The sequence below is a fragment of the Citromicrobium bathyomarinum genome, from assembly GCF_038594485.1.
Lineage (GTDB): Bacteria > Pseudomonadota > Alphaproteobacteria > Sphingomonadales > Sphingomonadaceae > Alteriqipengyuania > Alteriqipengyuania bathyomarina_A.
This window is the reverse complement of record NZ_JBCFZG010000004.1, coordinates 132,675-158,510: the sequence shown is the minus strand read 5'-3', so window position 1 is coordinate 158,510 and position 25,836 is coordinate 132,675. Positions and strand designations below refer to the sequence as shown.

27 protein-coding genes are annotated in these 25,836 nt (G+C 64.2%); 14 read left to right on the top strand and 13 right to left on the bottom strand.

The annotated features are described in order from the left end of the window. Positions 1 to 43: 43 nt before the first annotated feature. Genes mnmG through AAG591_RS06310 form a run of 4 tightly spaced genes read left to right on the top strand, consistent with a single transcriptional unit; the run spans position 44 to position 4,294 of the window. Complete coding sequence (mnmG, locus tag AAG591_RS06325) at positions 44 to 1,897, top strand: tRNA uridine-5-carboxymethylaminomethyl(34) synthesis enzyme MnmG (protein ID WP_342530215.1); 1,854 nt, start codon at positions 44 to 46, stop codon at positions 1,895 to 1,897. Next, positions 1,894 to 2,532 (top strand): 16S rRNA (guanine(527)-N(7))-methyltransferase RsmG, encoded by a 639-nt coding sequence (rsmG, locus tag AAG591_RS06320; protein ID WP_342530213.1) that lies wholly within the window; start codon positions 1,894 to 1,896, stop codon positions 2,530 to 2,532. The genes mnmG and rsmG overlap by 4 nt, the downstream gene beginning before the upstream one ends. Beyond that, entirely contained in the window at positions 2,529 to 3,308 is a 780-nt protein-coding gene (locus AAG591_RS06315) for a ParA family protein (RefSeq protein WP_342530212.1), read from the top strand. Before rsmG ends, AAG591_RS06315 begins: the two co-directional genes overlap by 4 nt. Beyond that, on the top strand, positions 3,305 to 4,294 hold the full coding sequence (locus tag AAG591_RS06310; RefSeq protein WP_342530211.1) for a ParB/RepB/Spo0J family partition protein: 990 nt from the start codon (positions 3,305 to 3,307) through the stop codon (positions 4,292 to 4,294). Before AAG591_RS06315 ends, AAG591_RS06310 begins: the two co-directional genes overlap by 4 nt. Before the next feature lie 31 nt (positions 4,295 to 4,325). Here the strand turns inward: AAG591_RS06310 and AAG591_RS06305 are convergent, their stop codons facing one another. Both AAG591_RS06305 and AAG591_RS06300 read right to left on the bottom strand, forming a co-directional pair. Next, positions 4,326 to 4,961 (bottom strand): hypothetical protein, encoded by a 636-nt coding sequence (locus AAG591_RS06305; protein WP_342530209.1) that lies wholly within the window; start codon positions 4,959 to 4,961, stop codon positions 4,326 to 4,328. A gap of 132 nt (positions 4,962 to 5,093) precedes the next feature. Continuing rightward, complete coding sequence (locus AAG591_RS06300; protein ID WP_342530208.1) at positions 5,094 to 5,576, bottom strand: GAF domain-containing protein; 483 nt, start codon at positions 5,574 to 5,576, stop codon at positions 5,094 to 5,096. A 72-nt stretch (positions 5,577 to 5,648) separates the two neighbouring features. Here AAG591_RS06300 and AAG591_RS06295 point away from each other — a divergent pair, with 72 nt between their 5' ends. Next, entirely contained in the window at positions 5,649 to 7,112 is a 1,464-nt protein-coding gene (locus tag AAG591_RS06295; protein ID WP_342530207.1) for a PQQ-dependent sugar dehydrogenase, read from the top strand. A gap of 9 nt (positions 7,113 to 7,121) precedes the next feature. Here the strand turns inward: AAG591_RS06295 and AAG591_RS06290 are convergent, their stop codons facing one another. Continuing rightward, positions 7,122 to 8,861: an acyl-CoA dehydrogenase family protein gene (locus AAG591_RS06290; RefSeq protein ID WP_342530206.1), complete on the bottom strand. Its 1,740-nt coding sequence runs from the start codon at positions 8,859 to 8,861 to the stop codon at positions 7,122 to 7,124. A 52-nt stretch (positions 8,862 to 8,913) separates the two neighbouring features. Between AAG591_RS06290 and AAG591_RS06285 the strand changes: the two genes are divergently transcribed. Further along, a complete protein-coding gene (locus tag AAG591_RS06285) occupies positions 8,914 to 9,879 on the top strand; it encodes an L-threonylcarbamoyladenylate synthase (RefSeq protein ID WP_342530205.1) in 966 nt (321 codons plus the stop codon). Here the strand turns inward: AAG591_RS06285 and AAG591_RS06280 are convergent. From AAG591_RS06280 to AAG591_RS06250, 7 genes are all read right to left on the bottom strand, one after another. Beyond that, on the bottom strand, positions 9,861 to 10,187 hold the full coding sequence (locus AAG591_RS06280; protein ID WP_342530204.1) for a hypothetical protein: 327 nt from the start codon (positions 10,185 to 10,187) through the stop codon (positions 9,861 to 9,863). The two genes, AAG591_RS06285 and AAG591_RS06280, sit on opposite strands and share 19 nt — an antisense overlap. Positions 10,188 to 10,226: 39 nt before the next feature. After that, positions 10,227 to 11,021 (bottom strand): head GIN domain-containing protein, encoded by a 795-nt coding sequence (locus AAG591_RS06275; protein WP_342530203.1) that lies wholly within the window; start codon positions 11,019 to 11,021, stop codon positions 10,227 to 10,229. A 127-nt stretch (positions 11,022 to 11,148) separates the two neighbouring features. Continuing rightward, positions 11,149 to 11,682 (bottom strand): CarD family transcriptional regulator, encoded by a 534-nt coding sequence (locus tag AAG591_RS06270; RefSeq protein ID WP_342530201.1) that lies wholly within the window; start codon positions 11,680 to 11,682, stop codon positions 11,149 to 11,151. Positions 11,683 to 11,889: 207 nt separating this feature from the next. Then, positions 11,890 to 12,672 (bottom strand): YihY/virulence factor BrkB family protein, encoded by a 783-nt coding sequence (locus tag AAG591_RS06265; protein ID WP_342530200.1) that lies wholly within the window; start codon positions 12,670 to 12,672, stop codon positions 11,890 to 11,892. Between the two features lie 26 nt (positions 12,673 to 12,698). After that, positions 12,699 to 13,037 carry a ferredoxin FdxA gene (gene fdxA, locus AAG591_RS06260; protein WP_342530199.1) on the bottom strand — a complete coding sequence of 113 codons (339 nt, stop codon included), beginning with the start codon at positions 13,035 to 13,037 and terminating at the stop codon, positions 12,699 to 12,701. Between the two features lie 6 nt (positions 13,038 to 13,043). Beyond that, the gene (locus AAG591_RS06255) at positions 13,044 to 13,346 is read right to left on the bottom strand and encodes a S4 domain-containing protein (RefSeq protein WP_342530197.1); all 303 of its coding nucleotides are present in this window, start codon (positions 13,344 to 13,346) and stop codon (positions 13,044 to 13,046) included. 33 nt (positions 13,347 to 13,379) lie between these two features. Further along, complete coding sequence (locus AAG591_RS06250; protein ID WP_342530196.1) at positions 13,380 to 15,980, bottom strand: helicase-related protein; 2,601 nt, start codon at positions 15,978 to 15,980, stop codon at positions 13,380 to 13,382. 122 nt (positions 15,981 to 16,102) lie between these two features. Here AAG591_RS06250 and AAG591_RS06245 point away from each other — a divergent pair, with 122 nt between their 5' ends. From AAG591_RS06245 to AAG591_RS06220, 6 genes are all read left to right on the top strand, one after another. Continuing rightward, on the top strand, positions 16,103 to 17,848 hold the full coding sequence (locus AAG591_RS06245; RefSeq protein ID WP_342530195.1) for a M23 family metallopeptidase: 1,746 nt from the start codon (positions 16,103 to 16,105) through the stop codon (positions 17,846 to 17,848). Between the two features lie 38 nt (positions 17,849 to 17,886). After that, the gene (gene hemB / locus AAG591_RS06240; protein WP_342530193.1) at positions 17,887 to 18,882 is read left to right on the top strand and encodes a porphobilinogen synthase; all 996 of its coding nucleotides are present in this window, start codon (positions 17,887 to 17,889) and stop codon (positions 18,880 to 18,882) included. Beyond that, on the top strand, positions 18,875 to 19,432 hold the full coding sequence (locus AAG591_RS06235; RefSeq protein WP_342530191.1) for a GNAT family N-acetyltransferase: 558 nt from the start codon (positions 18,875 to 18,877) through the stop codon (positions 19,430 to 19,432). Before hemB ends, AAG591_RS06235 begins: the two co-directional genes overlap by 8 nt. Next, a complete protein-coding gene (locus AAG591_RS06230) occupies positions 19,419 to 19,982 on the top strand; it encodes a GNAT family N-acetyltransferase (RefSeq protein ID WP_342530190.1) in 564 nt (187 codons plus the stop codon). The genes AAG591_RS06235 and AAG591_RS06230 overlap by 14 nt, the downstream gene beginning before the upstream one ends. Before the next feature lie 47 nt (positions 19,983 to 20,029). Beyond that, positions 20,030 to 20,605, top strand: coding sequence for a gamma carbonic anhydrase family protein (locus tag AAG591_RS06225; RefSeq protein ID WP_342530189.1), 576 nt, complete (start codon positions 20,030 to 20,032; stop codon positions 20,603 to 20,605). Positions 20,606 to 20,804: 199 nt separating this feature from the next. Then, positions 20,805 to 21,083: a DUF167 domain-containing protein gene (locus tag AAG591_RS06220; protein ID WP_342530188.1), complete on the top strand. Its 279-nt coding sequence runs from the start codon at positions 20,805 to 20,807 to the stop codon at positions 21,081 to 21,083. A 9-nt stretch (positions 21,084 to 21,092) separates the two neighbouring features. On the opposite strand, the gene AAG591_RS06215 is transcribed toward AAG591_RS06220, so the two are convergent. The 3 genes from AAG591_RS06215 to AAG591_RS06205 all read right to left on the bottom strand — a co-directional run bounded on the left by AAG591_RS06215 (position 21,093) and on the right by AAG591_RS06205 (position 24,466). Further along, a complete protein-coding gene (locus AAG591_RS06215) occupies positions 21,093 to 22,094 on the bottom strand; it encodes a serine hydrolase domain-containing protein (protein ID WP_342530187.1) in 1,002 nt (333 codons plus the stop codon). Between the two features lie 70 nt (positions 22,095 to 22,164). Continuing rightward, positions 22,165 to 22,800, bottom strand: coding sequence for a YoaK family protein (locus tag AAG591_RS06210; RefSeq protein WP_342530186.1), 636 nt, complete (start codon positions 22,798 to 22,800; stop codon positions 22,165 to 22,167). Positions 22,801 to 22,861: 61 nt separating this feature from the next. Next, positions 22,862 to 24,466 (bottom strand): cisplatin damage response ATP-dependent DNA ligase, encoded by a 1,605-nt coding sequence (locus tag AAG591_RS06205; protein ID WP_342530185.1) that lies wholly within the window; start codon positions 24,464 to 24,466, stop codon positions 22,862 to 22,864. A 90-nt stretch (positions 24,467 to 24,556) separates the two neighbouring features. On the opposite strand from AAG591_RS06205, the gene AAG591_RS06200 reads away from it, so the two are divergent. Both AAG591_RS06200 and AAG591_RS06195 read left to right on the top strand, forming a co-directional pair. Then, positions 24,557 to 24,871, top strand: coding sequence for a hypothetical protein (locus AAG591_RS06200; RefSeq protein WP_342530184.1), 315 nt, complete (start codon positions 24,557 to 24,559; stop codon positions 24,869 to 24,871). Positions 24,872 to 25,120: 249 nt separating this feature from the next. Next, positions 25,121 to 25,825 carry a VIT1/CCC1 transporter family protein gene (locus AAG591_RS06195; protein WP_342530183.1) on the top strand — a complete coding sequence of 235 codons (705 nt, stop codon included), beginning with the start codon at positions 25,121 to 25,123 and terminating at the stop codon, positions 25,823 to 25,825. Positions 25,826 to 25,836: the final 11 nt, after the last annotated feature.

The following is a 25,836-nucleotide window of genomic DNA, read 5'->3' as shown; positions in this document are numbered from 1 at the left end:
GCGAGGGCTGGCGAGGGGCGCCTGGCCCTCCTATAGGGACGCAATGCTGGAATACCCTATCATCGTGATCGGCGGCGGGCATGCCGGCGTGGAAGCAGCCTGCGTTGCGGCCCGGATGGGCGTGCGCGTGGCGCTCGTGACGATGGACGCGTCGAAGATTGGTGCGATGAGCTGTAATCCGGCCATCGGCGGCCTTGGCAAGGGGCACCTCGTTCGCGAAGTCGATGCCTTCGACGGCGTGCTTGGCAGGGCTGCGGACGCTGGGGCGATTCACTATCGTATGCTCAATCGTTCGAAGGGCAGTGCAGTCTGGGGCCCTCGTGTCCAGGCCGATCGCACGCTCTTCGGCAGGGCGGTTCGTGCGGCGGTCGCCGCCGAGGCATGCCTGGACGTTATTGAAGGGGAAGTGTCCGGCTTGCGCAGAGCGGGCGATCGTGTGCGTGGAGTAACTCTGAGTAATGGCACCACCATTGCTTGCGAAGCCGCGATACTCTGCACGGGCACGTTTCTCGGCGGAGTGCTGTTTCGGGGGGAGGAGCGTTTCGAAGGAGGTCGGGTGGGCGAGGGCTCTGCTGCGGTTCTGGCCTCGCAGTTGCGCGAAACGGCGTTGCCGATGGCGCGCCTGAAAACCGGTACCCCGCCGCGTCTCGACGGGCGGACCATCAACTGGTCGCAATTGGAGACGCAGGAGTCCGATAGGGACCCGTGGACGATGTCGCCGCTCTCAGGCAGACGTCGCAACCCGCAAATATTTTGTGCGATCACTCGTACCAACGCGCGTTGCCACGATATCATTCGCGCAAACCTCTCACGTTCGCCGTTATACTCCGGGGCGATCGATGCGCGCGGTCCGCGCTATTGTCCTTCCATCGAAGACAAGATCGATCGCTTTGGCGATAGGGAGGGGCACCAGATATTCCTGGAGCCGGAGGGTCTCGATACGCCCCTGGTTTATCCGAACGGGATCAGCACTTCGTTGCCCACCGAGGTTCAGGAAGATTTCCTCCGAACGATAGCGGGCCTGGAAGAGGTCCGTATCGCTGAACCAGGTTATGCCGTCGAATACGATCACATCGATCCGCGTTCGCTAGATCGCTGGCTGCAGATGCGGAACCTGAGCGGTCTGTATTGCGCCGGACAGATAAACGGTACCACGGGATACGAGGAGGCTGCAGCGCAGGGCCTGCTTGCAGGCCTTCATGCGGCTAGTACGGTGCTCGACAGGGAACCGCCGCAGCTGGATCGGTCGAATAGTTATATTGCTGTCATGGCGGACGATCTGACCTTGCACGGCGTGAGCGAACCCTACCGTATGCTCACGGCACGGGCAGAGTTCCGGTTGCGACTTCGGGCGAACAACGCGTCGAGTAGACTGACGCCGCTAGCCATCGATTGTGGCTGCGTCTCAGCCCGACGAAAGGGCTGGTTCGAGTCGCGGCAGAGCGCGCGGACGCGGATTGAGGATGCCCTCTCGGTTGAAGCCGGGCCCGCTGACATGCGCGCTCTGGGCTTTCGCGCTCCAGATGACGCAGGTCGGCAGACGTTGAGCAAATGGACACGTTTTCCCGGATTTGCCTTGCCCGATTTGGTCGACGCAGGCCTCGTTCCACGTGAAACGGAGGGTGATCTCTTGAGTGAGGTTGAAGAAGATCTTCATTATGCCCCCTATGTCGCGCGCCAGGATGCCGAACTGAGAGAGGTTAGGGCGAACGAGCGCGTCGCTCTGCCTTACGACCTTATGTTTGGAGACATCCCGGGGTTGTCGAACGAGATGATTGAGCGACTGAGCGCCGCAAGACCCGAAACCCTCGCCCAGGCGTCGCGCATTCCAGGCGTCACCCCGGCAGCGCTCACCGCATTGCTGGTATTCGTCCGCAAGCACACCGACGCAGCATGATCGAGAATGAGGAACAGGCGAGAGCATTTGTCGCTGAGCGATGTAGCTCCGAATCTTTCGAGCTGCTCAATGTGTTCGTAAGTGAGCTGCTGGCGGAGGCCGGCCGTCAGAACCTCATTTCACGTTCTACCATCGATCGTGTCTGGCAGCGCCATATCGCAGATAGTGCGCAGTTGCTTGACCACGTTCCACGTGGAACAGAGGGTGTCTGGCTCGATCTCGGGACTGGTGCAGGATTTCCCGGGGTCATCACCGCGATCATGCGTCCTGAAATCCCGCATGTTCTGGTCGAGTCGCGAAAGCGCCGGGTCGCTTGGCTTGAAGGAGTTAAAGAGCGCGCCTCGTTGAGGAATTGCAGCGTGCAGGGGTCTCGTTTGCAGTTGGTGGAGTCATTCGACGCGGCGGTCATCAGCGCGAGGGCATTCGCTCCATTACCGGATCTCATCAGTTTGTCCGCACGCTTTTCCACCGAACGAACGACCTGGCTCTTGCCGAAAGGTCGCTCGGCAGAGCAGGAGAGAGATGCACTGGATTCTCCGCAGCGCAAGATGTTTCACGTGAAACAATCGCTCACCAGTCGCGACGCTGCCATTCTGGTCGGCAAGGGTCGGCCCAAGGTCGGGAGACGGACATGATTCGCATTGCGATTGCCAATCAAAAGGGCGGGGTGGGAAAAACCACCACGGCGATAAATATTGCCACTGCCATGGCGGCGAGCGGTTGGCGAACGCTTCTTGTCGACATCGATCCGCAGGGCAATGCGTCGACGGGGCTCGGTATTCCTGCTCGTGACAGGGATTATTCGACTTACGATCTGCTCATGCGGGAAGGCACGGCACAGCAGTGCATCCAGCAGACGCGCATCCCGAAGCTCGATTGCATCCCCGCAACGCAGGATCTTAGCGGTGCCGAGGTTGAGCTGGTCGGTGAAGAGGACCGAATCGATCGGCTCAAGACAATGCTTTCGGAGGTCGATTCGTCTTACGATGTCTGCTTCTTCGATTGTCCGCCCTCTTTAGGCCTGTTGACCGTCAACGCGCTTAGCGCGGCTGATTCTCTCCTCGTGCCGCTACAATGTGAATTCTTCGCCCTCGAAGGTTTGAGCCAGCTGCTCCAGACGGTCGAGCGGGTCCAGCAAGGCATCAATCCCTCGCTCAAGATCATCGGTGTCACGCTGACGATGTTCGATCGTCGTAACCGCCTGACCGATCAGGTGGCGGAGGATGTGCGCGAATGCCTGGGTGGCTTGGTGTTCGACACCGTCATCCCGCGCAACGTGCGTCTCTCGGAGGCACCAAGTCACGGACTGCCCGCCCTTATTTACGACCATTCCTGCGCGGGCAGCCGCGCATACATGTCGCTCGCACGTGAATTGCTAGGGCGGCTCCCTGCTGAAAGGAAAGCGGCATGAGTGCCAACACGAAGACAGCCAATGTAGCGGAAGGCTCTGCCGATCGCAGCAAGCGGAAGCTGGGCCGCGGACTGGGCGCATTGCTTGGTGAGACGCAGCGCGAAGAAAGCGTTGTTTCGGACGAAGGCGGCACGGTGGTGTCGAACGGTTCGCCTCAGGGTGACGGGACCGCAGTGACCGAACGTACCGGGCTGGCGAAAATTCCCGTCGCGCGTATCGAGCCTTTGCCCGATCAGCCGCGCAAGGTGTTCGACGACGAAGCGCTCGACGAGCTGGCGCGTTCGATCGCCCAACGCGGCGTCATCCAGCCGATCATCGTCCGCCCCTTGGCCCGTAAGGGGCGTTACCAACTGGTTGCAGGCGAACGCCGCTGGCGTGCCGCGCAACGGGCAAAACTGCATGAAATTCCGGCCATTATTCGCGATCTTGATCAACGCGAGGTGATGGCGATTGCGCTGATCGAGAATATCCAGCGGGAAGACTTGAACCCAATCGAAGAAGCGCGTGCCTACCAGCATCTCGCCGAGCAGGAGGAGATGAGTCAGGCGGAAATTGCAACGCTGGTCGACAAATCGCGTAGCCATGTCGCGAACCTCCAGCGCCTGCTTGCGCTACCAGATGCGGTGATCCAGCTCGTCGAGGTGGGCAAGCTCAGCATGGGTCACGCGCGAGCCCTGATCGGACACGATCATGCCGAGGCGCTGGCCGACGAGGCGGTCGCAAAGAGCCTGTCCGTCCGCGAAGTCGAGAAGCGCGTGCGGGCAAAACCTGAGAATGCGAAGTCGGAATCGCGGCGCACAGGAGGCTCGGGTTCGCGCAGCAATGCCGATATCGAAGCGGTCGAGCGGCACCTGGAGGAATTTCTGGGCATGTCTTTGAGCATCAAACCCGATGCGGATCCACGCTCGGGCGCGATTACGATTCGCTACAAGACGCTCGACCAGCTCGATTTGCTTTGCCAGCGCCTGACGGGCGGAGAAATCTAGGACTAAGCCGAGTTGCGTGGCGCAACCCGGCTTATTTCACCGACTTGATATATTTGGGGCGACGCGGCTGATAGCGAACGGGGACCTCTTCGACCACCCGCTCCCGAACCGTGTCGTACTCCGTCGTCGTCTCGTAGGTCTCTTCGATAATTTCTTCGCGGACGACAGGGACGTAGCGCTCACCACGCTCATGCTCGACGATCACCGTTACACCGCCGGACTGGGTGGTGACGTAACCTCCACCATAAGCGGCTGAATATCCCCCCGAATAGCCCCGCGAGTAGCCGTTGCCGTAACCGTAGCCATAACCGTACCGCCGGTCTGCCCGGCCTGCAGGGTAGCCGTAGGTGTAGCCGCCTTCGCCGCGATATCCTCCGCGATACCCATCGGAGTACCGATAGCCATAGCCGTCGGTTGTTGCCGTGTAGTCAGGCTGCGGCCAATCCCGGCAGTCGCTCCACCCATCGCTGGCCCTGCGGTCGCGCGGGTCTTCATCGCAAACACGCACGTAGTCATCGCCGTCGTAATAGCTCTGGGGAGACGGTTGTGCGTACACATATGCGGCAGGAGCAGAATATTCGTACGCCGGGCTCGCATAATCTTGCGCCATCGCAGATGGACAGAGGCCGGCGAATGCAGCAATTCCGATAAGAATGGTGGTACGCATTCGCAGCTGGCCCTTTCCAGGCGGCCCGGAAAATTCCGGCCCGCTCAAGTCGTTAAGAAAGAGTTAGCATTAACGATCCCGCGCTAGATGCGATCACTAATCCTGTGTCCCGTGCTGGGGCACGGTCAACCGTCAGATACGGTCGGCGATTCGCGCCGCCAGCCCCTCGATACCGTGGGCATCGACCCCGGAAAAACGCCCTTTCTCGGGACTGTCGAGATCGATGACTGCGACGACCTGACCATCGCGTACCACAGGGACCACCAGCTCGGACTGGCTGGCCGCGTCGCATGCGATATGGCCGGGGAACGTATGAACGTCATCCACCAGCTGGGTCTGGCCAGTCGCAGCCGCAGTACCGCACACCCCCTGACCCAAGGGAATGCGGATACACGCAGGACGGCCGACGAACGGGCCCAGCACCAGCTCGCCCGAAACCACGCGATAGAAGCCCGCCCAATTGAGATTCGGTACGAAACTCCAGATCAGCGAGGCGAGGTTCGCCATATTGGCGACTGCATCCGCCTCGCCCCCGGTCAGGGCATCGGCTGCGTTGACCAACTCGCGGTAGCGATCTTCGTCACAGGCATCGGCAGGCAGCGCAAAATCGAACATCGAAACTCCTAATTCGGGGCCGCGCTCCTTTGGCGATTGCCGCCTGCGCGCCCGCGGCCTATTTTGGGTGCCATGACCATTCTTCGCAATATCGGCATCGGCCTGCTCGTAATTCTTGTTCTCGCCGCAATTGGCATCGCCTTGCTGATGCGCGGATCGCCGGCGACCCTTAGCGTAGACGAAGTCTCCGGCACCGATCCGACGCTGGTCGAACCGGACGAAGGGCTCTTCCCGACGATCGACGTGGCAGAGCCGGTCGGCTGGGCCAAGGGCGAGGTCCCCGGCGCGGCGAAAGGGCTCCAGGTGCAGCGGTTCGCCGAGGGCCTGGACCATCCACGCATCATGTACCGCATGCCTAATGGCGATATTCTCGTGACGCTGACCAACAGTCCCCCACGCGAGGTGGGCGGTATCGAAGGCTTCATCATGAAGCGTCTCATGGGCAAAGCCGGAGCTGGAGACCCATCACCGAACAAGCTGGTGCTGCTGCGCGATACCAACGGCGATGGGCGAGCCGACGTCAAGAAAGTGGTGCGCGAAGCCGGGCTGGATTCACCCTCGGGCCTCGCATATCGCGATGGCACGCTCTATGTCGCCAATCACAATGCGCTGCTGGCGTTCGATTACGAACTCGGCTCCACGCAGATATCCGGCAAGCCGCGCAAGCTGCTGGACCTGCCCGCCGGCGGCAATCATTGGATGCGTAACATCGTTCTCTCGCCCGATGGCGAAAATCTCTACATCGCTGTCGGTTCTGCGACCAATATCGGCGATGACGGGATGGAGGCTGAGGAAGGCCGCGCCACGATCTGGGAATACGATCTGAAAAGCGGCTCGGCCCGCCCCTACGCGACAGGGTTGCGGAACCCTAACGGTCTCGCATGGAACCCCCTGTCGGGCGAGCTGTGGACCACCGTGAACGAGCGCGACATGCTCGGCGGCGATCTGGTACCCGACTATCTGACCAACGTGCCCATTGGCGCAAACTACGGCTGGCCGTGGGTCTATTACAAGAACACGATCGATCGTCGGGTAAAGGCGCCGATGCCCAACTTCCTGACCGAATATGCCCGCTATCCCGAATATGCGCTTGGCCCGCATGTCGCTGCGCTCGGCCTTGCATTTACTGGTGAGGGCAACCGGATGGGCGACCAGTTTGCCCGTGGTGCCTTCATCGCACGGCATGGCTCATGGAACCGCAAGCCCCCCTCCGGCTACGACGTGGTATTCGTGCGCTTCGACGAGCGCGGCAATCCCACCGGCAAGCCGATGAAGGTGCTCGACAGCTTCCTCGACGGAGACGGGCAGACCCGGGGTCGCCCGACATGGGTCGAATGGGCCAAGGACGGAAGCCTCCTGGTGAGCGACGACACCGCCGGGATCATCTGGCGCGTCATTGCACCGGGTGCGAAGCCCACGCCCGCGGTCAAGCGGATCAAGGGCGATTCGCTCGAGCCGCAGACCGAACTCAAGGGCGATCCGCGCGATGCCTTCACCGACGAATTCGCCCGTGAATTCAATCCGGTGGGCAACTAACGCAGGCGCTTAGCCAACCAGCGCGTCGGAATCGAGCTCGTAGAGCAGACCGGCACCGGCAACGGCAGCAGCCTTGAGGCCTAGAGCTTCGGGCACGACCTGATCGAGGAAATAGCGCGTCGTCAGGCGTTTCGCGCCCTTGCGGCCCTCGTCGTCGCTGTCTGCAAGCGCGCGGTGCTGCTGGAGCAGGCACCAGCCCGAAACCGCGACGGCACACATGGCTGTGAAGGGCACGCTGCCTGCGAGGCGGTCGTCGAGCGAGGCCTCCTCCCGCATCCACTTGGCAATCGCGGCACATTCCCCGGCGAGAACTTGCAGGTTTGCTTCATCGCCAGCGTCCCGCGCAATATCCGCGAAGAGCGCCTGCAACGCCTGGCCATCTTCCAGCCCGAGCTTGCGTGTCACCAGATCGGCGGCCTGGATGCCGTTCGTTCCTTCGTAGATCGGGGCGATCCGGCTATCGCGCCAATGCTGCGCGGCGCCGGTCTCCTCGATGAAGCCCATCCCGCCGTGGACCTGAATGCCGAGCGAGGCGACATCGATGCCCGTATCGGTCGCCCATGCTTTCAGCATCGGCACGAGCACTTCGGCGCGGGCCGCTGCCGCGCTGTCTCCGATGTCGCCACGATCGACCTGCCCGGCGGTGTAGTAGAGCAGGCCACGCATCGCCTCGGTCAGGCTCCGCATGCGAATGAGCATACGACGAACGTCGGGATGCTCTATGATCGCCGCGGGGCTACGATCGGCTGCACCGGCGCGAGCCGACTGGATACGCTCCTTCGCATAGTCGAGCGCCTGCTGGGTCGCACGCTCGGCAATCTGCACACCTTGCGATCCGACATTGATCCGCGCGTTGTTCATCATCGTGAACATCGCCGCGAGGCCGCGGTTCTCTGCCCCGACGAGCTCGCCGATGCACTCGTCATTATCGCCGTAGGACATCACGCAGGTGGGCGAGGCATTGATGCCCAGCTTATGCTCGATGCTGACGCAGCGAAAATCGTTGTGCGCGCCGGGCGTACCATCTTCGTTGAGGTGATATTTCGGCACCAGGAACAACGAGATGCCCCGGCTGCCTTCGGGCGCGCCGGGAAGGCGGGCGAGGACGAGGTGGATGATATTCTCCGCCAGTTCATGCTCGCCCCAGGTGATGTAGATCTTTTGGCCCTTGATCCGATACTTGCCCGCATGCTCGCCATCTTCGATCAGTTGCGCTGTCGTGCGGAGCGCGCCGACATCGCTGCCGGCCTGCGATTCGGTGAGGTTCATCGTGCCCGACCACTGCCCGCTGATCAGCTTGGGCAAATAGCGCGCCTGCTGTTCCTCCGTCCCGTGCGCTTCGAGCGCCTCGATCGCGCCAACCGACAGCATCGGCAGCAGGTTGAACGCCATGTTCGCGGTGCCCAGGTTCTCCAGCACGGTGCATGCGAGAGTAAAGGGCAGGCCTTGCCCGCCGTACTCCGCGCTGCCCGCAATCGCGTTCCACCCCTGCTCGACATAGGACTGGTAAGCCGCCTCGAACCCGTCCGGCAGTCGCACCACTCCATTTTCCAGCTTCGCGCCCTCGAGATCGCCTTTCCGATTGAGCGGCGCCCATTCGCCAGCCGCGAACTGACCGACGCCTTCGACGATTGCCTCGACCAGATCGGGCTCGGCCGCAGAGAAGCGTTCGCTTTCGGCGAGTTCGGCGATCCCGGCGTTGACGCGAATTGCGAGCAACTGGTCCTGAGTGGCGGGCTTATAGGTCATCGCGGGGGTGCATCCTCTTGGTTTTCTCCGCCCCCGGATATAGCGCGCAGGAATGGACCGCAAATACGTTACGGAAACGGTACTGGCCGATGCGGCAGGAATCGCGCAAGCGGCGCGAATCCTGCGCAACGGCGGCCTGGTCGCCGTTCCGACCGAGACGGTTTACGGGCTGGCGGCGCGCGCAGACAGCGAAGACGCGGTCACGCGGATTTTCGAAGCGAAGGGACGGCCGAGCTTCAACCCGCTGATCGTGCACGTCTTGGATATCGCAGGCGCCGAAAGGATCGTGGAGATCGACGAGAGGGCGCGCCAGCTAGCGGAGCAATTCTGGCCCGGTCCGCTAACGATGGTCCTGCCGCGTCTTCCCGATGCCAAGGTAGCAGCCCCAATTACCGCAGGCTTGCCGACGCTCGCCGTGCGGTCTCCCGCGCATCCGGCGATGCGTGCCATTCTCGACAAGCTGGGCCAACCGCTGGCCGCCCCATCCGCCAATGCGAGCGAAACGGTCAGCCCGACCAGCGCCGCGCACGTTCTGGCGACGCTCGACGGCAGGATCGACGCGGTGGTCGACGGAGGTCCGACAGAGAAAGGCCTCGAATCGACGATCATTGCTCTGAGAGATGGCGGGCGCTGGTCGCTGTTGCGGGAAGGGCCGATAACGCGGAACGATCTCGCTGCCGTTCTTGGAGAAGAAACCCCTTCCGACGGTGCAATTGAGGCTCCGGGGCAGCTCGCCCGGCATTATGCGCCAGGAAAACCTGTCAGGCTCAACGCTAGATGCGCAGAGGATGGGGAATTCCTGATCGGCTTCGGATCGGTGGCGGGTGACGTCACGTTGTCAGAACGTGGCGACATCAACGAGGCGGCGCGAAATCTTTATGCATGTCTGCATCTGGCACGGGAAGCAGACCGGTCGCGTATCGCCGTGGCCGCGATACCGGAAGAGGGGGTAGGCAAAGCCATCAACGACAGGTTGCGCCGCGCCGCTGCGCCTACGGATCAGTCCTCCGGCTCGTAGGGAATGGTGGGCCTCAGGCGCTCGATCTCTTCGTAGGTTTCGCGCGCCTTGTCGCACGCTTTGCGATCCCCGCCCTCGCAGTCTTCGCGTTGGTCGCGATAGCGCCGTTCGAGCTTGCCCAGCCGCTCCTCGCGCTTGCGCAGCTCCCGTCCTCGCTTTTCGTCGGCCTCGCTCTGACTGGTGGTCGCCAGATCGACGGCCTTGCCGGCAACCTTTACCGGGGCAGCAGCCACGTCGATCGCCGTTTTGGCGAGACACCCCTGCAAGGCCAGTGCGGCGAGGAGGGCAAGCGGCACGATCTGTCTCATGCCGCCAGTTTATGCCCTGCCTCGCCCGATGGTGGAACCCTATTCCGCGTCGGTCGCGCCAGCAGGGTCCTCGTCCGCTTTGGCGGCTTCGGGTTTGGCCGGTTCAGCAGCCGCGCGCGCATTGCACTTGAGCTCGCCCGATCCCATCGCACTGACCTTGCACGTCGCGTTGCCGATCACTTCGACCGTGCCCGAACCCATGATGCTCGCCTCGACGTTGCCGTCGGATGCGAATATCGCATCGCCCGAGCCCGCGATGGAGATTTCCGCGCTGCCAACCTTTACCTTCGCCATGTCGAGATCGCCCGAGCCTGCGATCGACAATTCGAGGCTTTTCGCCCGGCCTGCTGCGGTGAGAGCTCCCGATCCGGCCACGTTGACTTCCAGTTCGCTGGCGTCGACCCGGCCGATCTTTGACGTGCCGGACCCCGCGATCGAGATCTCTGCCTCACCGCCGGTACCAAGGCGATCGAGTTCGATCGTGCCAGACCCTGCCATCGACACGGATTTCGGCGTCGGCATAGTCACGCGGATCGTGGCGGTGCCGCCCTTACGCCATTTGCCCTCGCGCCCGATCTCGAGCTCGTCGTCGTCGAGATCGAACCGCAGGTCCTCGGTCACGCCGGCAGGGCCTTCGACGTCGATGGTCAAAGTTTTGCCCGACGTGACGATGACGCGATCCGGCCCGGCGAGCGAGATTTCCGTGGGCGTTGCGCCCTCGTAGTCCAGCTCGGCCAGCGGCACGCCATCGCTTCCCGACATGTTGAAATTACCATTGCACGCGGAAAGCAGTGTGGCTGTTGCGGCAATTGCGAGGCCTGACCAGAATTTCATGACGATCTCCACCGACTGACTGTATTGCATCCTTAATACAGGAGGTGGGTCGTACAAAGCAAGAGGGCCGCCCCTTGCGGAGCGGCCCTCGTCAGCTGTCTGTCGAGTGCCATGAGGCACCGGTCGATCAGGCTTCTTCTGCGCTTTCGTAATATTGCGGCGCGTGTTCGCGCAGCACCGAAAGGATCTTTTCGAGCGCGGCAGGCTCGTCCGTCTTTTCCATCGCAGCGAGTTCGCGCGCGAGACGGCTGGATGCTGCCTCGAAGATCTGCCGCTCGGAGTAGCTCTGTTCGGGCTGGTCGTCGGGGCGGAACAGGTCGCGGGTCACTTCGGCGATCGACACGAGGTCGCCCGAGTTGATCTTCGCTTCGTATTCCTGCGCGCGGCGGCTCCACATCGTCCGCTTGACCTTGGGCTTGCCCTTCAGCGTTTCCATCGCTTCCTTCAGCGTCTTGTCGCTGGAAAGCTTGCGCATGCCGATCGATTCAACCTTGTTGACCGGAACGCGAAGCGTCATCCGCTCTTTCTCGAAGCGCAGCACGTACAGTTCGAGCTGCATTCCGGCGATTTCCTCGCTCTGCAGTTCGACCACGCGGCCGACGCCGTGCTTGGGGTAAACGACATAATCGCCGACATCGAAGGCGAGAGCCTTGGCTGCCATGAAATTTCCTTTCATTCGAAGGCAAGACTGTGCAGCGCGCGCAAAGGAAGGCCGACCGCCCGAGAGCGGGCGAAGGTCCGGTTGCGTCGTGATGCTGGGGGAACCTGCCTTTCAACTTCCACGTGCCGACACGGTAACCACCGTGGCGGACGGCCTATATAGCAGGTTCTTGCGAATATTGCGAGTCGATGAAACAAATGGGACGGATCAGTCACGTTCCTCGCGCGCCTGAACGAATTCCCCCCCGAGCAGCAGCACGTAGGCGCTCAGATAGAACCAGGTGAGCAGGATCACGACGGCACCCAGTGAGCCGTAGGTTGCGTTGTAATCGCCGAAATTCGCAACGTAGCGAGAGAACAGCGCGGTCGCGCCAACCCAGACGATGGAAAACAGCGCTGCACCCGGCAGCACCGCTCCCCACGGAGGATCGGGGCGGTTGGGCGCCACCCGGTAGAGGAAGCCCGCACCGATCATTCCGGCAAGGAACATTAGCGCGAAACTCGCGACCGGTGCAGCCTCTCCGGGCAACGCGGCCGTCAGAGAAATCGCGGTGCCCGCGAGCCCCAGGGCGAAGACCCCGCCAAGCGTCACCGCGAGTGCGATGGCGTTGCTCTTGAAAAAGCCGCGGTTTTCTTCGGCATTGAAGACGACATTCAAGCCGTTGATCACGCCCCCGGCAGCGTTTCGCGCGCCGAACAGCGATAATCCGAAAGCGATCAGCAGGCCCAGGCCCTTTGCATCATCCTTGGCCTCGGTCACGGATTGCAACTGGTCGCCGACGAGCGCGGCAGCGCTAGGCGGAAGGGCCCGACCGATCGCCGCGATATCGCGCGCAACGATGTCGGGCGTCGCCACCAGTCCGTAAACCAGAACGCTGACCGCGAGCAGCGGCACCATCGCAAGAAACGCGTAGTAGGACACGCCCGCCGCGACGAGCCCCGCGTTATCCGCGTTGGCCCCGCGCCAGGTCCGTGAGAGAATTTTGAACATCGAACCCCCTTTTCAGAGGAATCGACTCAATCGCCCTCGCCGGGTTCCTCGGTAAAGAACTTCTCGAACTTGCCTTCTTCGCCCTTGTGCTCGTCGGCGTCTGCGGGCGGGTCCTTCTTCTGGGTGATGTTCGGCCATTCGTTGGAGAACTTGGTGTTGAGCTCCAGCCACTTTTCGAGGTTGTCCTCGGTATCGGGCAGAATCGCTTCTGCGGGGCACTCGGGCTCGCACACGCCGCAGTCGATGCATTCGCTGGGGTTGATCACCAGCATGTTCTCGCCCTCGTAGAAGCAGTCGACCGGGCAAACCTCGACGCAATCGGTGTATTTGCATTTGATGCAGGCGTCGGTGACGACGTAGGTCATGGTGCGTTATCCTTGCGCGCCGTTTGTATCTTGCGCTGCTGCTAGTGGGTCCGTGCCCGCGCGGTCAAGAACGGTGTAACATTCACGTGCTTCGGCAGGGGGGCCGCGCCTTTCGGGCAACGCCTCGATTCGAATGATAATGACGCTCGTCTCGCGCGGAAGGGTGAGCACATCGCCCACCGCGATATCGCGAGAGATCCGCTCCACGCGCACTCCGTTGATTCGCAGATGGCCCTCTTCGATAAGCCGGCGCGCGGCGCTGCGAGTGCGCACGAAGCGCAAACGGCACATCGCCAGGTCCAGCCGCATCAGAGCGTTGCCTGCTGCATCAGGCCCGCAGCATCAGGAAAGCATGTCCTTCAGCGCGGCGAAGGCGTTTTCGGGCCGGGGCTCGCGAGGCTTGCCGCCAGCCCCCTGGTCGTTCCGCTTCGGGCCACGACCCTTGCCTTGCGGCTTGCCTTTGGCCCCACCCTTGGATCGGTGAGGCTTGCCCTGATGCCGACGCTCGCCATCGTTCGTGCGCGAGCCGGGCCTCTGCGGCAGCCACCGCCACCGATCGGGCAGGGCGGGGCCGAACATACCCTCCGCCAGCGGCTTGCCATCCAACATACGGAAGCCCGCCGCGCCAAGAAGTCGCTTAATGCTGTCGGGGGTCAGGCCGGTCGACACAGCGAGCGAGAGATCGAGCACGAAGGGTACCCCGCGACCTTTTTTGCCGCGCGCCTCGTGCGCCTGCTTGAACAGCTTCTCCGCGATATCGACCCGCACCAGCTGCTCGCCAGCGGGGCGATATCCGGCGGGCAGCGGCTTGGTCGCCGGGATGACCGATCGCATGGCGTCGTCGATCGGACGGGTGTCGATGCCAGCCTGCTGCATCGCCAGCCGCGGCGCGGGCTTGAGCAGCGCGGGCGCGAAGATATCTAGCGCGCCGAACACGACGCCGACCTTGCGCAGGAAGGGGCGCGCTTCCTTCGGCAGGTTTTCGATGCCGGCACGCTCGCGCGTCACGATGCCGTGCCCATCGAGCAGGTTGAGCAGCAGTGCACGCGCCCAAGACGTCGCATCTTCGCTTCTCGAGGCGAGCTGGAGCTTGCGCAGCGCTTCGAGCGGCGCGAGCCATTCCTTCACCTTCGTTTCGATTGCGGTGAGAAATGCCTCACGTGCGCCGTCGGGCAAGCGATCGAGTTCTCGCGCCGGCTTCAGGCGCGGCTCGACCGGGTCGACCGGATGTTCGAGCCGCGCGATTTCCTGAGTACCCCACATCACACGTCCATTTTCGAGCGCGATGCCATCCAGCCCGTTCTCGCGCAGCCTTTCCGCCTGCTGTGCCAGAATGCGCGGCAGGGCCTTCTCACCGGCGGAAAGCAGCATCTTGCGATCGCCCACCGCAGCGTGCGGGTCGATGGAGAAGCGGAACCCCTCCAGCTTGCCGATCGGCTGATCCTCGACCAGCAGCGTGCCGTCGTCCTCCAGCGAGATCGGGAGCAGCGCAGGGTCGTTTCCAAGATGCTTCATTAAAACGGAGGTCCTTCGATTCACGAACCGCTCCGTCAGGCGCGCATGCAATGCGTCGGACAGGCGGGCTTCGACTGCGCGGGCACGCGCGGCCATTTCATCACGCGCCAGCACCCAGTCGGGGCGCTGGCAGATATAGGCCCAGGATCGGATCGCGGCTATCCGCCCCTGCAGCACGGCAATATCGCCGCGCATCGTATCGAGTTCGGCGATCCGCGCGGCGACGAAGTCAGCGCCGATATACCCCTGGCGCAGATCCTGCCACAACCGCGTGACGAAACGCGCATGCGTATCGACGCCCGACGCGCGGAAATCGGGCAGCGAGCAGACCTCCCAGAACCGCCGGACATTGGCCGGGCCGCGAATCGCGCGGGCGAAGGGCTGGTCGGCCAGTTTGCGCAGGACGGCGAGATCGATCGATTCGGGCGCGGCGGCCAATTCCCGCTCTTCAGGAGATGCGGACAGGTCGGCAATCAACGTGCCGATGGTGTCGAAGCGGGGCTCGGCCTCGCGCCAGAAGAGCTTGGTGATGGGCTGGAAGCGATGCTCCTCGATCGCGTAGATTTCTTCCTCGGTGAATTCGGCGTCATGGCCGCCAGTGCCTGTCAGCGTGCCGAAGCTGCCATCGCGATGATGCCGCCCTGCGCGCCCGGCGATCTGCGCCATTTCGGCAGGCATCAGCCGCCGTCGCTTGACCCCGTCGAACTTTGCGAGGCTCGCGAAAGCGACATGGGTGACGTCAAGATTGAGGCCCATCCCGATGGCATCGGTGGCGACGATGTAATCGACCTCTCCGTTCTGAAACAACTCGACCTGCTTGTTGCGCGTTTCCGGGCTCAGCGCGCCCATCACCACCGCCGCGCCGCCGCGATGGCGTCGCAACATCTCGGCGATGGCGTAGACCTGGTCCGACGAGAACGCGACGACCGCACTGCGCTTTGGCAGACGCGAAAGCTTCTTGGCGCCAGAATGGGTCAGCGTGGAGAACCGCGGGCGCTCGATCATCTCCACATGCGGGATCAGCGAGCGGATCACCGGGGCTGCGGTGGCCGACCCCAGCAGCATGGTCTCCTCACGCCCACGCGCATTGAGGAGGCGATCGGTGAAGATGTGCCCCCGCTCGCGGTCGGCGGCGAGCTGGACCTCGTCGATCGCCACGAAGGCATGGCCGCCACCGTCGTGCGGCATGGCCTCGGCGGTGCAGAGGAAATAGCGCGCATCGGGCGGTTCGATCCGCTCCTCGCCGGTGATCAGCGCGACCGCCTTCTCGCCCTTGATCGCGACCACCCGATCATAGACCTCGCGTGCCAGCAACCGCAGCGGAAAACCGATCGCCCCGCTCGAATGCGCGCACATCCGTTCGATGGCGAGATGCGTCTTGCCGGTATTGGTCGGGCCGAGCACGGCCTTGATGGCGGGAGAGTTCATCGCGCTGCCAATGTGGCAAGCGCGCGCCCGGCTAGCAAGCGCAGTACCCGGTTCGCCGCAATCGAAGCCCGGATCGTCGACCAAAACTGAACCGGGCTGTTGAGATTAAACGGCGATTAAGAATGAAGTGGCACAGCAAAGCCACACCCGATATTGGCCGCGATCAGCAGTATTCGATAACGAACACGCGATCGGTCGTGGCCGCAACAGGCTATCGGAGACGGGATCTGGATTACGCCGACCAGCCGGTGGATGAAGCGTGGGCCGACGACGGCGCGCCATCGCCAACCGAACAGCATGGGGATGACGCCCCTGCGCCGTTCCGCGCGCCGGTGGGCAAGGCGGCCGGTGCGCGTGCCCGGCTGGCGCAGTACGTCGCGACGACCGGCAATCTTGCCCGCGCGGGAATTGCGAAGGTGGAGCAGGCGGATCTCGCGCCCGACCTCGCCCAGAACATCGGCAGCCCGCGCTGGTTTCGCGGGGCGGCCACGTTCCTTTCGCTGACAGCCGTCGCGCTGGCTTTCTGGCCCGATTTCTCGCCGGTCGAGGCGGCCCCGGCGGTCCGGCTGACCGATCAGGCGCGCGACGAGTTCCGCAGCCAGACGATCCAGCCGCTCGCGCTGGGCGGCGATACCGGCAATCATATGGCCGCGACCGCGCTCGTCCGTCCGCTCGCGAACGCACCCGAACGCCCGCAACTCGAAACCACCGCAACATTGGGACGCAGCGACAATCTGGCGCGCGTCCTTTCGCGCCAGGGTGTCGGCAAGGATGATGTTACGCGTGCGACGGATCTGGTCGCGCAGGCTATTGCGCTGGACGAGATCGAGCCGGGAACGCAGATCGACGTCACACTGGGCCGTCGTGCCAAGCTTGGATCGCAACGTCCGTTGGCCGAGATGCGGTTTCGCGCGCGCTTCGACCTGTCCCTCGCTGTGGCGCGGGGCGGCGACGGCAATCTTGCCCTGATACGCGAACCGATCGAAGTTGACGAAACCCCCCTGCGGGTTCGCGGCACCGTGGGTGGCAGTCTCTACCGTTCGGCCCGCGCGGCCGGTGCGCCCGCCAGCGCGATCCAGGCCTACCTGAAGGCGCTGGGCGACCACGAAGATCTCGATCAGGCGCTGCAGCCTGACGATACCTTCGACATGATCGTCTCCTATCGCCGTGCCGCAACGGGCGAACGTCAGGCGGGCAAGCTGCTTTACGCCGGGCTCGAACGCCCCGATGGCAAGCCCATCCAGCTGATGCGCTGGGGCAGCGACGACCAGTTTTACGAAGCATCGGGCGTGGGCGAGCAGCGTGCGGGCCTCGTTTCGCCCGTGCCGGGGCCGATCATCTCGCGCTACGGAATGCGCCGCCATCCGATACTGCGTTACAAACGGATGCACGCCGGCGTCGATTTTCGCGCCCGCTACGGCACGCCAATCGTGGCGCCGACCGACGGGCGGGTTTCCTCCGCTGGCCGGATGGGAGGCTGCGGAAATGCGGTCAAGCTGTCGCATAATGGCGGGCTGACGACCAAGTTTTGCCACATGAGCCGGATCGCGGTTTCGGGCGGGCAGCGGGTCAGGCGCGGGCAGATTATCGGCTATGTCGGTTCGACCGGCCTCTCCACCGGGCCGCACCTGCATTACGAGATGTATCGCGGCGGCCGGCATGTCGACCCGCTCTCGGTTCGCTACGTCACCCGCGCCACGCTGAGCGGGGCCGACCTCAAACGCTTCCGGTCGACCCTTTCGACGCTCAAGACGGTCGAAGCGGGCGTGGCGCTCGAAGACATGCATCCCACGCGCCCCGTGGCGGAAGAGCCGGTGCGCGAGATCGACCGGGTAGCGCTGGTCGCACGGCATCGCGACGGCGGGTAGCACTTGCGGGCCGACCGGGCTTGCGCCAAACCGCGCGCATGTCCGCACAATTCCCAACCACCCGCCTCCGTCGCACGCGTGCTGCGGCATGGAGCCGCAGTCTCCATCGGGAGAACACGCTGTCTCCTGCCGACCTGATCTGGCCGCTTTTCGTGATCGAGGGCCAGAGCGAGGAACAACCGGTGGGCAGCCTTCCCGGCGTCAGCCGCTGGTCGATCGACCTCTTGCTCGACCGGGTGGGCGAAGCGATCGAGCTGGGCATTCCGTGCGTTTCACTCTTTCCCAATACGCCCGCTGACAAGCGGAGCGACGATGCAGTCGAGGCATGGATCCCCGACAACCTCATCTGTCGCACCGTGCGCGCGATCCGCGACCGTTACGGCGACGCCATCGGCGTGATGTGCGACGTCGCGCTCGATCCCTATACCAGTCACGGGCACGACGGGCTGCTCGATGAGAACGGCTACGTCGCCAACGACATCACGCTCGATGCGCTGGTGAAACAGTCGCTCAACCAGGCGGCAGCCGGAGCAGACATCATCGCCCCGTCGGACATGATGGACGGCCGCGTCGGTGCGATCCGCGCCGCACTCGAACAGGCGGGCCACGCCAATGTCCAGATCATGAGCTACGCGGCCAAGTATGCCTCCGCCTTCTACGGCCCATTCCGCGATGCCGTGGGATCGGGCGACCGGCTGAAAGGCGACAAGCGCACCTACCAGCTCGACCCCGCCAACAGCGACGAGGCGATGCGCGAGATCGCGCTCGACGTCGCAGAGGGCGCCGACAGCGTGATGGTCAAGCCCGGCCTCGCCTATCTCGACATCATCCGCATGGCGCGCGACCGGTTCGACGTGCCGGTGTTCGCTTACCAGGTGAGCGGCGAATACGCTTTGGTCGAGGCGGGCGTGGCGGCGGGCGTGGGCGAGCGCGAGGCGCTGGTGATGGAAAAGCTGATGGCCTTCAAGCGCGCCGGATGCGCCGGCATTCTGACCTATTATGCGCCCTTTGCCGCGCGCATCCTCAATGTCTGAGTTCCGCCACGAAACCGCCCGGCTGATCCTGCGCGACTGGCGCGGGGACGACTGGGCGCCCTTCTGGGAAGCGACCAACACGCCCGCGGTGATGCGCTGGCTGGGCGGCGTGTGCGACGCGGACAAACGCGAAGGCGCACAGCAGCGCCTGCTTTCTTACAAGCGCGACCATGGCCACACGTTCTGGGCGATCGAGCGCGGGAGCGACGGCGCGATCCTGGGCTTTTGCGGGCTCAAGCGGTCGAACCAGCAAGGCGGGCCCCTCGGCATGATGGAAGTCGGCTGGCGGCTGCGCGAGGATGCCTGGGGGCAGGGCTACGCCAGGGAGGCTGCTGCGGCCGCGCTCGATCTCGCGTTCGGCCGTTTCGACGCGGACGAGGTGATCGCGCTGACCGTCGCGCGCAACGAAGCCAGCTGGGGGCTGATGAAGCGGCTCGGCATGCAGCGCAGGTCCGATCTCGATTTCGACAACGCCGATTTCGATCCCGACGACCCCACCATCATCGTCTATTCGATTTCGCCGGAAGAGTGGGCCCGTGTCGACGCCTGAGCCGATCCTGGAGACGGAGCGCCTGCTGTTGCGCCCGATCGGCCCGGAGGACGCCGAACTGCAGTTTCGCACGCTCAATACGCCGACGATCATGGGGCATCTTGGCGGGCCGCTGACGCTGGCGGCGATTGCGGAGAAGCATGCGAAGTCGCGCGATCTTTTCGCTCGGGAAGGTTTCAGCTTCCTCTTCGTGATCGAGCGCGAAACCGGCGAACTCGTGGGCCATTGCGGGCTCAAGCGGGTCGATGCCGAAGGGGCGAAGAACCCGGGCGATTTCGAGATCGGCTGGATCATTCGCGACGACCGCTGGCGGCGCGGCTACGCGCGCGAAGCGGTCGAAGCGGTGCTGCGCTGGGCCTTCGTCACGCATGACGCGCCGCACGTGGTCGCGCTGACGAGCAAGCGGAACGAACCGAGCTGGCGCCTGATGGAGCGGATCGGGATGGAGCGGCGCGAGGACCTCGACTTCGACGATCCGCGCTTTCCACCCGAGGACAATCCGGCGATCCTCTACTCGATCGACCGCGAGGCGTGGGCCGCGACCCGCTGAGTGCGACTGCTCACACACGCTTGAGACACACCACCGGGAGACACATGATGACCGATACGCAACAGCACCGGCCCGGAGTGCGGCTGATCCCGATTCACGGCAAGGCACCGCAGATTCACGAGAGCGCCTTCATCGCGCCGGGCACGGTGATCGTGGGCGACGTGACCATCGGGGCGGGAAGCTCTATCTGGTACAATTGCGTGCTGCGCGCCGATGTCAGCCGAATCGTGATCGGCGAACGGACCAATGTGCAGGATGGCAGCGTGCTCCATTGCGACGGGCCATCGCCGCAATACCCCGACGGCTGTCCGCTCATCATCGGCGACGACGTGCTGATCGGCCACATGGCGATGGTCCACGGCTGCACCATCGAGGACCGCGGCTTCGTGGGGCTGGGCGCTATTGCGATGAACAAGGCGGTGATCGGCAGCGACGCGATGCTGGCGGCGGGCGCGATGCTGACCGAGACCAAGGTGATGGGCGCGCGCGAATTGTGGGGCGGCCGTCCTGCGCGCAAGATGCGCGATCTCGACGATGCGGCGGTCGCGGGAATGAAGCTGGGTGTGGCGCACTACGCCGAAAACGCGAAGCATCATGCTGCGGCCATTGCCGGGGTCGAGTGACGCCTGACACACCTGACACAGTGTCCAGGGGGAGAAATCCACTCGATCAATCGAGCCACATCTATCGACCGATCCGATTACACGCCGATCGAAACGGGCTAACAAGGATGTGGGCAAGGATATCGTACGATGGGAAAGAGCAGCATCACCATGCCACTGCGCAGAGCCTGTAGGACAGCGCGCAATCGCGCAAAGTGCGATGGCACGCCCCAAGGCTGATCTGCCAGATCCGCAGGCACTGCGCGCACTGGTGCAGGCGGGCGAGATGCGCGTGCGCGTGACCCCGGGCGCGCGGACCGAGGGCATATCGATCATCGACGGCGCAGTGCAGGTCAAGGTCCGCGCCAAGCCGCAGGATGGCGCGGCCAACACCGCAGTCACCGAGCTGATTGCCAAGGCCCTGGGAATTCCGAAGTCGCGCTGTACCTTGTTGCGCGGCGCAACTTCGCGCGAGAAGGTGCTCGCGGTTGCAATCTAGCGCTGAACGCTATTCCAGCAGGTCGCCGCCCAGTTCCTCTTCAACCCAGCGGTCGCGGCGTGCGCCGATGAAATCGAAATCGTCCTCGTTGGTCATGATCGCATAGCCGATATCGGCGGTGGGATCGTACACCGTGTAGGACTTGAAGGGGCCGTTACTGCCACTTTCCCAGTTGATCGTGCGAACCTCGCCGTTCACCATCGCCTGGCGAACCCGGCCCCCCAGCGCGTAGTAATCGGCGGGACTGGCCACGGTCTCCAGGTCTGCCAGCATTTCAGGCGTGAAGCCGCCTGCGTGATGCGCGAAGCGCGCCAGCCGGATCAGGTCGGCGGGCGTCGCAGCCAGCCCGCCCGCACATAGTACGAAATCGGGGATTCTGATAACCGGGCTCTCGGTCGTGACGGGCGCCGCGCCGGGCAAGTTGCCGTCGGTCATGATGACGGCGGTCGACATGTCGGCGGGATCGAAAATTCGCGCCTGCATCATTTCTGCCAAAGGCGCGCCGCCCGCCCGTTCCAGCACGGCCTGAACGAGGATCCAGTTGGTGTTGACGTAGTCGAACGCGGTGCCGGGCGCATCGCCTGTCCGGCCGAGTGCAAAGCGGTTGGCGGCCTCCAGCGGCGAGATGTCGAGCGCGGCAATCGCGGCGGCATCCTTCCGGAAACCGTCCATCAACCCGTCGGCAATGCCCGAGCGGTTCTGGAGCAGGTTGCGCAGAGTGATCGCGCCTGCATCGGGCGCGGCGTAACCCGGCAGAAGGTCGGCGAGATTGTCGTCGAGCTTCAGCTTGCCGTCGCGTTCCAGATCGAGCGCGAGCAGCGAGCAGGCGAATTTCGAAGTCGAACCCGCCTGGTATCGCGCGCCGCTTCGCCCGCCATTCCCCGCACTGCTGTGGAAGACGCCTTCGCTGTCGAGCCGCGCCTCGGCATAGGCAGGCTTTGCGGCAGGGTCTGCGGCGGCGACAGGGGCCGCGATCAACGCGGCGGCGGCGAATGCGAGCAGGTTCTTCATGCCTCGTGTATTGCAGGTGCAACACACGTGCTGCAAGCACGCTCGTCAGAGTGGGTGCCCGGTTGGCCGATCAGCGCGAGGATATGCGCATGGCCGCCGCGCACAGTACCAGCGCGAAGCCACCGGCCACCCACAGCGAGGCGGCGCCGAGGTTCAGCCCGACCAGCGCGCCGCACAGCGCGCCCGCCAGCAGGCTCGCCCACAGCAGCGCGAAAGGCAAAGGATTGGCAGTGCGATCGCCCGCGATCCGCTCGGCCAGCAATTGCCCGGTGCGAACCAGCGCCCCGGTCATATAGGTCAGCCCCACCGGATTGGCGCGGTTGGCGCTCATCACCGTGTTGAGAGCGCCCATCGCCATGACCAGCAGCGCGAGCGAGAATGCCGAAAGATCGAGGGCGCGCATGGCTCTGGCCACGATCAGCATCGCCGCGACCAGCGCCGTCACCACCGGCTTGCGCCGCTCAGCCCAGCGATCTCCGGCGAGCGTGCCGATCGTCACCCCGATTACGAAGCCCAGGATCAGCAGCGCGGGCACCGCCACGCGGCTCACTCCGCCCGCCAGATCGCGCGCCAGCAGCGTGGTATTGCCGGTCATGAAGGACACGAAATAGCCGTTCAGCTGCAGGAAGCCGGTAATATCGACGAAGCCCGCCAGCCCCGCGACGGCGTAGGCGAAGCGGCGCTGGCTGGGAGTGAAGCGCTTCATGGCGTCCCCCGGTACACCGCAAGCCAGCCCGATTGAACCCGGCTTTACGGGCGCTCCGGCGTCAGTCCCTCACCAAGGCCTGCAGCGCCTCGATCCGGTCCGCCTCGTGCGGCGGCTTGTCCCACCGGATGCGGTGGATGCGCGGGAAGCGCATGGCGAGGCCGCTCTTGTGCCGCTTCGATGAGTGAACGCTGTCGAACGCGACCTCGAACACCAGGCTCTTGTCGGTCTCGCGCACCGGGCCGAAGCGATTGACCGTGTTCTGGCGCACGTGGCGGTCGATCTTCTTCAGCTCGGCATCGGTAAAGCCCGAATAGGCCTTGCCCACCGGCAAGAGTTCCGCGCCCGCATCGGGGTCGCCGTCCCAGCAGCCGAATGTGTAATCGGAGTAGAAGCTGGAGCGTTTGCCCGACCCACGCTGCGCGTACATCAGCACGCAGTCGATCAGCAGCGGATCGCGTTTCCACTTGTACCACAGGCCAGTGCGGCGGCCGGGCACATAGGGCGAATCGCGCCGCTTGAGCATCAGCCCCTCGATCGCGTCGTCGCGCGCGCCTTCGCGGATTTGGGCAAGATGCTCGAAATCGCGCGCCTCGACGATCGCGCTGAGGTCGAATCGCTCTGCGGGGAGCCGCGCCATCAGCTGTTCGAGGATCGCGCGCCGCTCGCTCCACGGCCTGTCGCGCAGGTTCTCACCATCGAGCGAGAGCACATCGTACACGCGCACGAAGGCGGGGCTCTCGGCCAGCATCTTCTTGCTCACCGTCTTGCGCCCCAAACGCTGCTGCAGCGCGTTGAAGCTGGCTGCGCCGCCTGCCTCACCGCCCTGCGCGGTGCCCTGCACCAGCAGCTCGCCATCGAGGATCGCGGGGAAGTCGAGCGCGGGGAGCATTTCGGGAAAGGTGTGCGAGATATCGTCGCCGCCGCGCGAATAGAGCCGCGTTTCGCCGCTCCCCTCGGGCCCGGCATGGACCAGCTGAACGCGAATCCCGTCCCACTTCCATTCCGCGACATAATCGTCGAGGCTGACCACCGCGTCCTCCAGCGGATGCGCCAGCATGAACGGCTTGAACAGCGGGATATCCGCCATGTCCGGCGGGTCCGCACCCTCGGCGGCCCACGCGAACAGTTCCGCATAGGGCGGCGCAAGCCCGTGCCAGTATTCCTCGACATCCTCGACCGGCACCTCGAAAGCGTCGGCGAAGGCGACCTTGGCGAGGCGGGCGGAAATCCCGATGCGCATCGCGCCGGTCGCCAGCTTGAGCAGCGCGTAGCGCCCCGAGACATCGAGCCGGTCGAGCAGCGCGGGCAGTTCGACCAGCACAGATTTGCGAGTCATCCCGCTCAGCAGCTCGACCGTTTCGCTCACTGTCGGCGGAGCAGGCGGCGAGTCCGGCTGCGGCCACAACAGGCTGGCGGTCTCCGCCGTGTCGCCTACGAAATCGCGACTCAGCGTCCAGAGCACCGGATCGACGCGATCCTTCAGGATGGTGCGGATGGTCGAGGATTTGACCGCGGGGAAGTCCAGCCCGTCGCTCAATGCCGCGAGCGCCCAGCCGCGGTCCGGATCGGGCGTCGCGCGCAGGTATTCGCCGATCAGCCGCAGCTTCTCGTTGCGGCTGCGGGTGTACACCAGCGCGTCGATCAGGGCGGCGAAGTGCTCCATCGTTCAATCCGCGCTTGCTTCGCGCGCCGGGCGTGCGACAAGTGCCAGGCGGCGCAGCGGAGTCTGCGCCAACCGACGGGAGAAAGTTTCATGAAGTCCGTACTGCTTGCCCTGCCGCTGCTGTTCGCCGCCACTGCTCCTGCCATCGCGCAGGATGACGACGCTGACACAATGGCCGCCGAAACCGCCGAAGCCGAACTGACCATCGACTCGCCGATCGAGGTGCTGATGGCCGACGACGGCGCGCGTGCAGTCGTGCTGGCCGAAATGCCCGGGCTCGACCAGCATCCCGCCTACGGGCAGTTCAAGGCGATGAGCCTGAAAGCGGTGCAGCCCTATTCGCAAGGGATGGTGACCGACGAAATGCTGGCGAACATCGCCGCGGGCCTCGCCGAACTCAACTAAGCCACGTCGTGCGCCCCGGTTGCCGCAGCATTGCGGGGGCCGGGGCGTCGCACGCGGATTCTGGCCCATCGCCCGCACAGCCCGGCTGTGGCGGCGGGTATTGGCAGGCAGGTCGATCGTGGCGGCAAAGGCTCCCATGCATCGACAACCAGACATTGGCCGGATAGCTCCCGATCTAGGAAACGTGCTCAACGCTCGTCGCCGCGCGGCAGCTGGAATCGCGGATCCTGTCGATCCAGGGGGCACGCCATGAGCCGACGTACTTCGCACACGGAAACGCACGCAACATCGCGAATCGGCTGGCTTCGGGCCGCCGTCATGGGTGCCAATGACGGCATCGTCTCGACCGCCAGCCTGATCATTGGTGTCGCGTCGGCCAATGCCAGCCATAATGGCGTTTTCATTGCGGGGATTTCCGCGCTTTTCGCGGGCGCCATGTCGATGGCCGCTGGCGAATATGTCTCGGTCAGTTCGCAGGCCGACTCCGAAAAGGCCGACCTTGCGCGTGAAGCGGCCGAGCTAGCCTATCAGCCCGATGAGGAGCTCGATGAGCTGACCCGGCATTACCAGGAGCGGGGCGTACAGCCCGAGACCGCCCGGGCCGTTGCCGAACAGATGACCGCGTTCGATGCGCTTGGCGCGCATGGACGGGACGAACTGGGCATTTCGCAAGCGACCATGGCACGCCCCCTGCAGGCCGCCTTTGCCTCTGCGCTGACCTTCACCGCTGGCGCAGCGGCACCTCTGGCCGTGGTGCCCTTTGTCGCGCCGCACATGCTCGTCGCCGCTGTGGGGATTGTTTCGCTCGTATGCCTCGCGGTGCTGGGCGCGTTGGGGGCACGAACGGGCGGCGCTCCGGTCCTGCCTTCGGTGGTGCGGGTCGCCTTCTGGGGCGCCCTCGCGATGGCGGTTACCGCCGGAGTGGGGAAGCTGTTCGGTGCTGCGATCGGGTAGCTGCCGAGGCT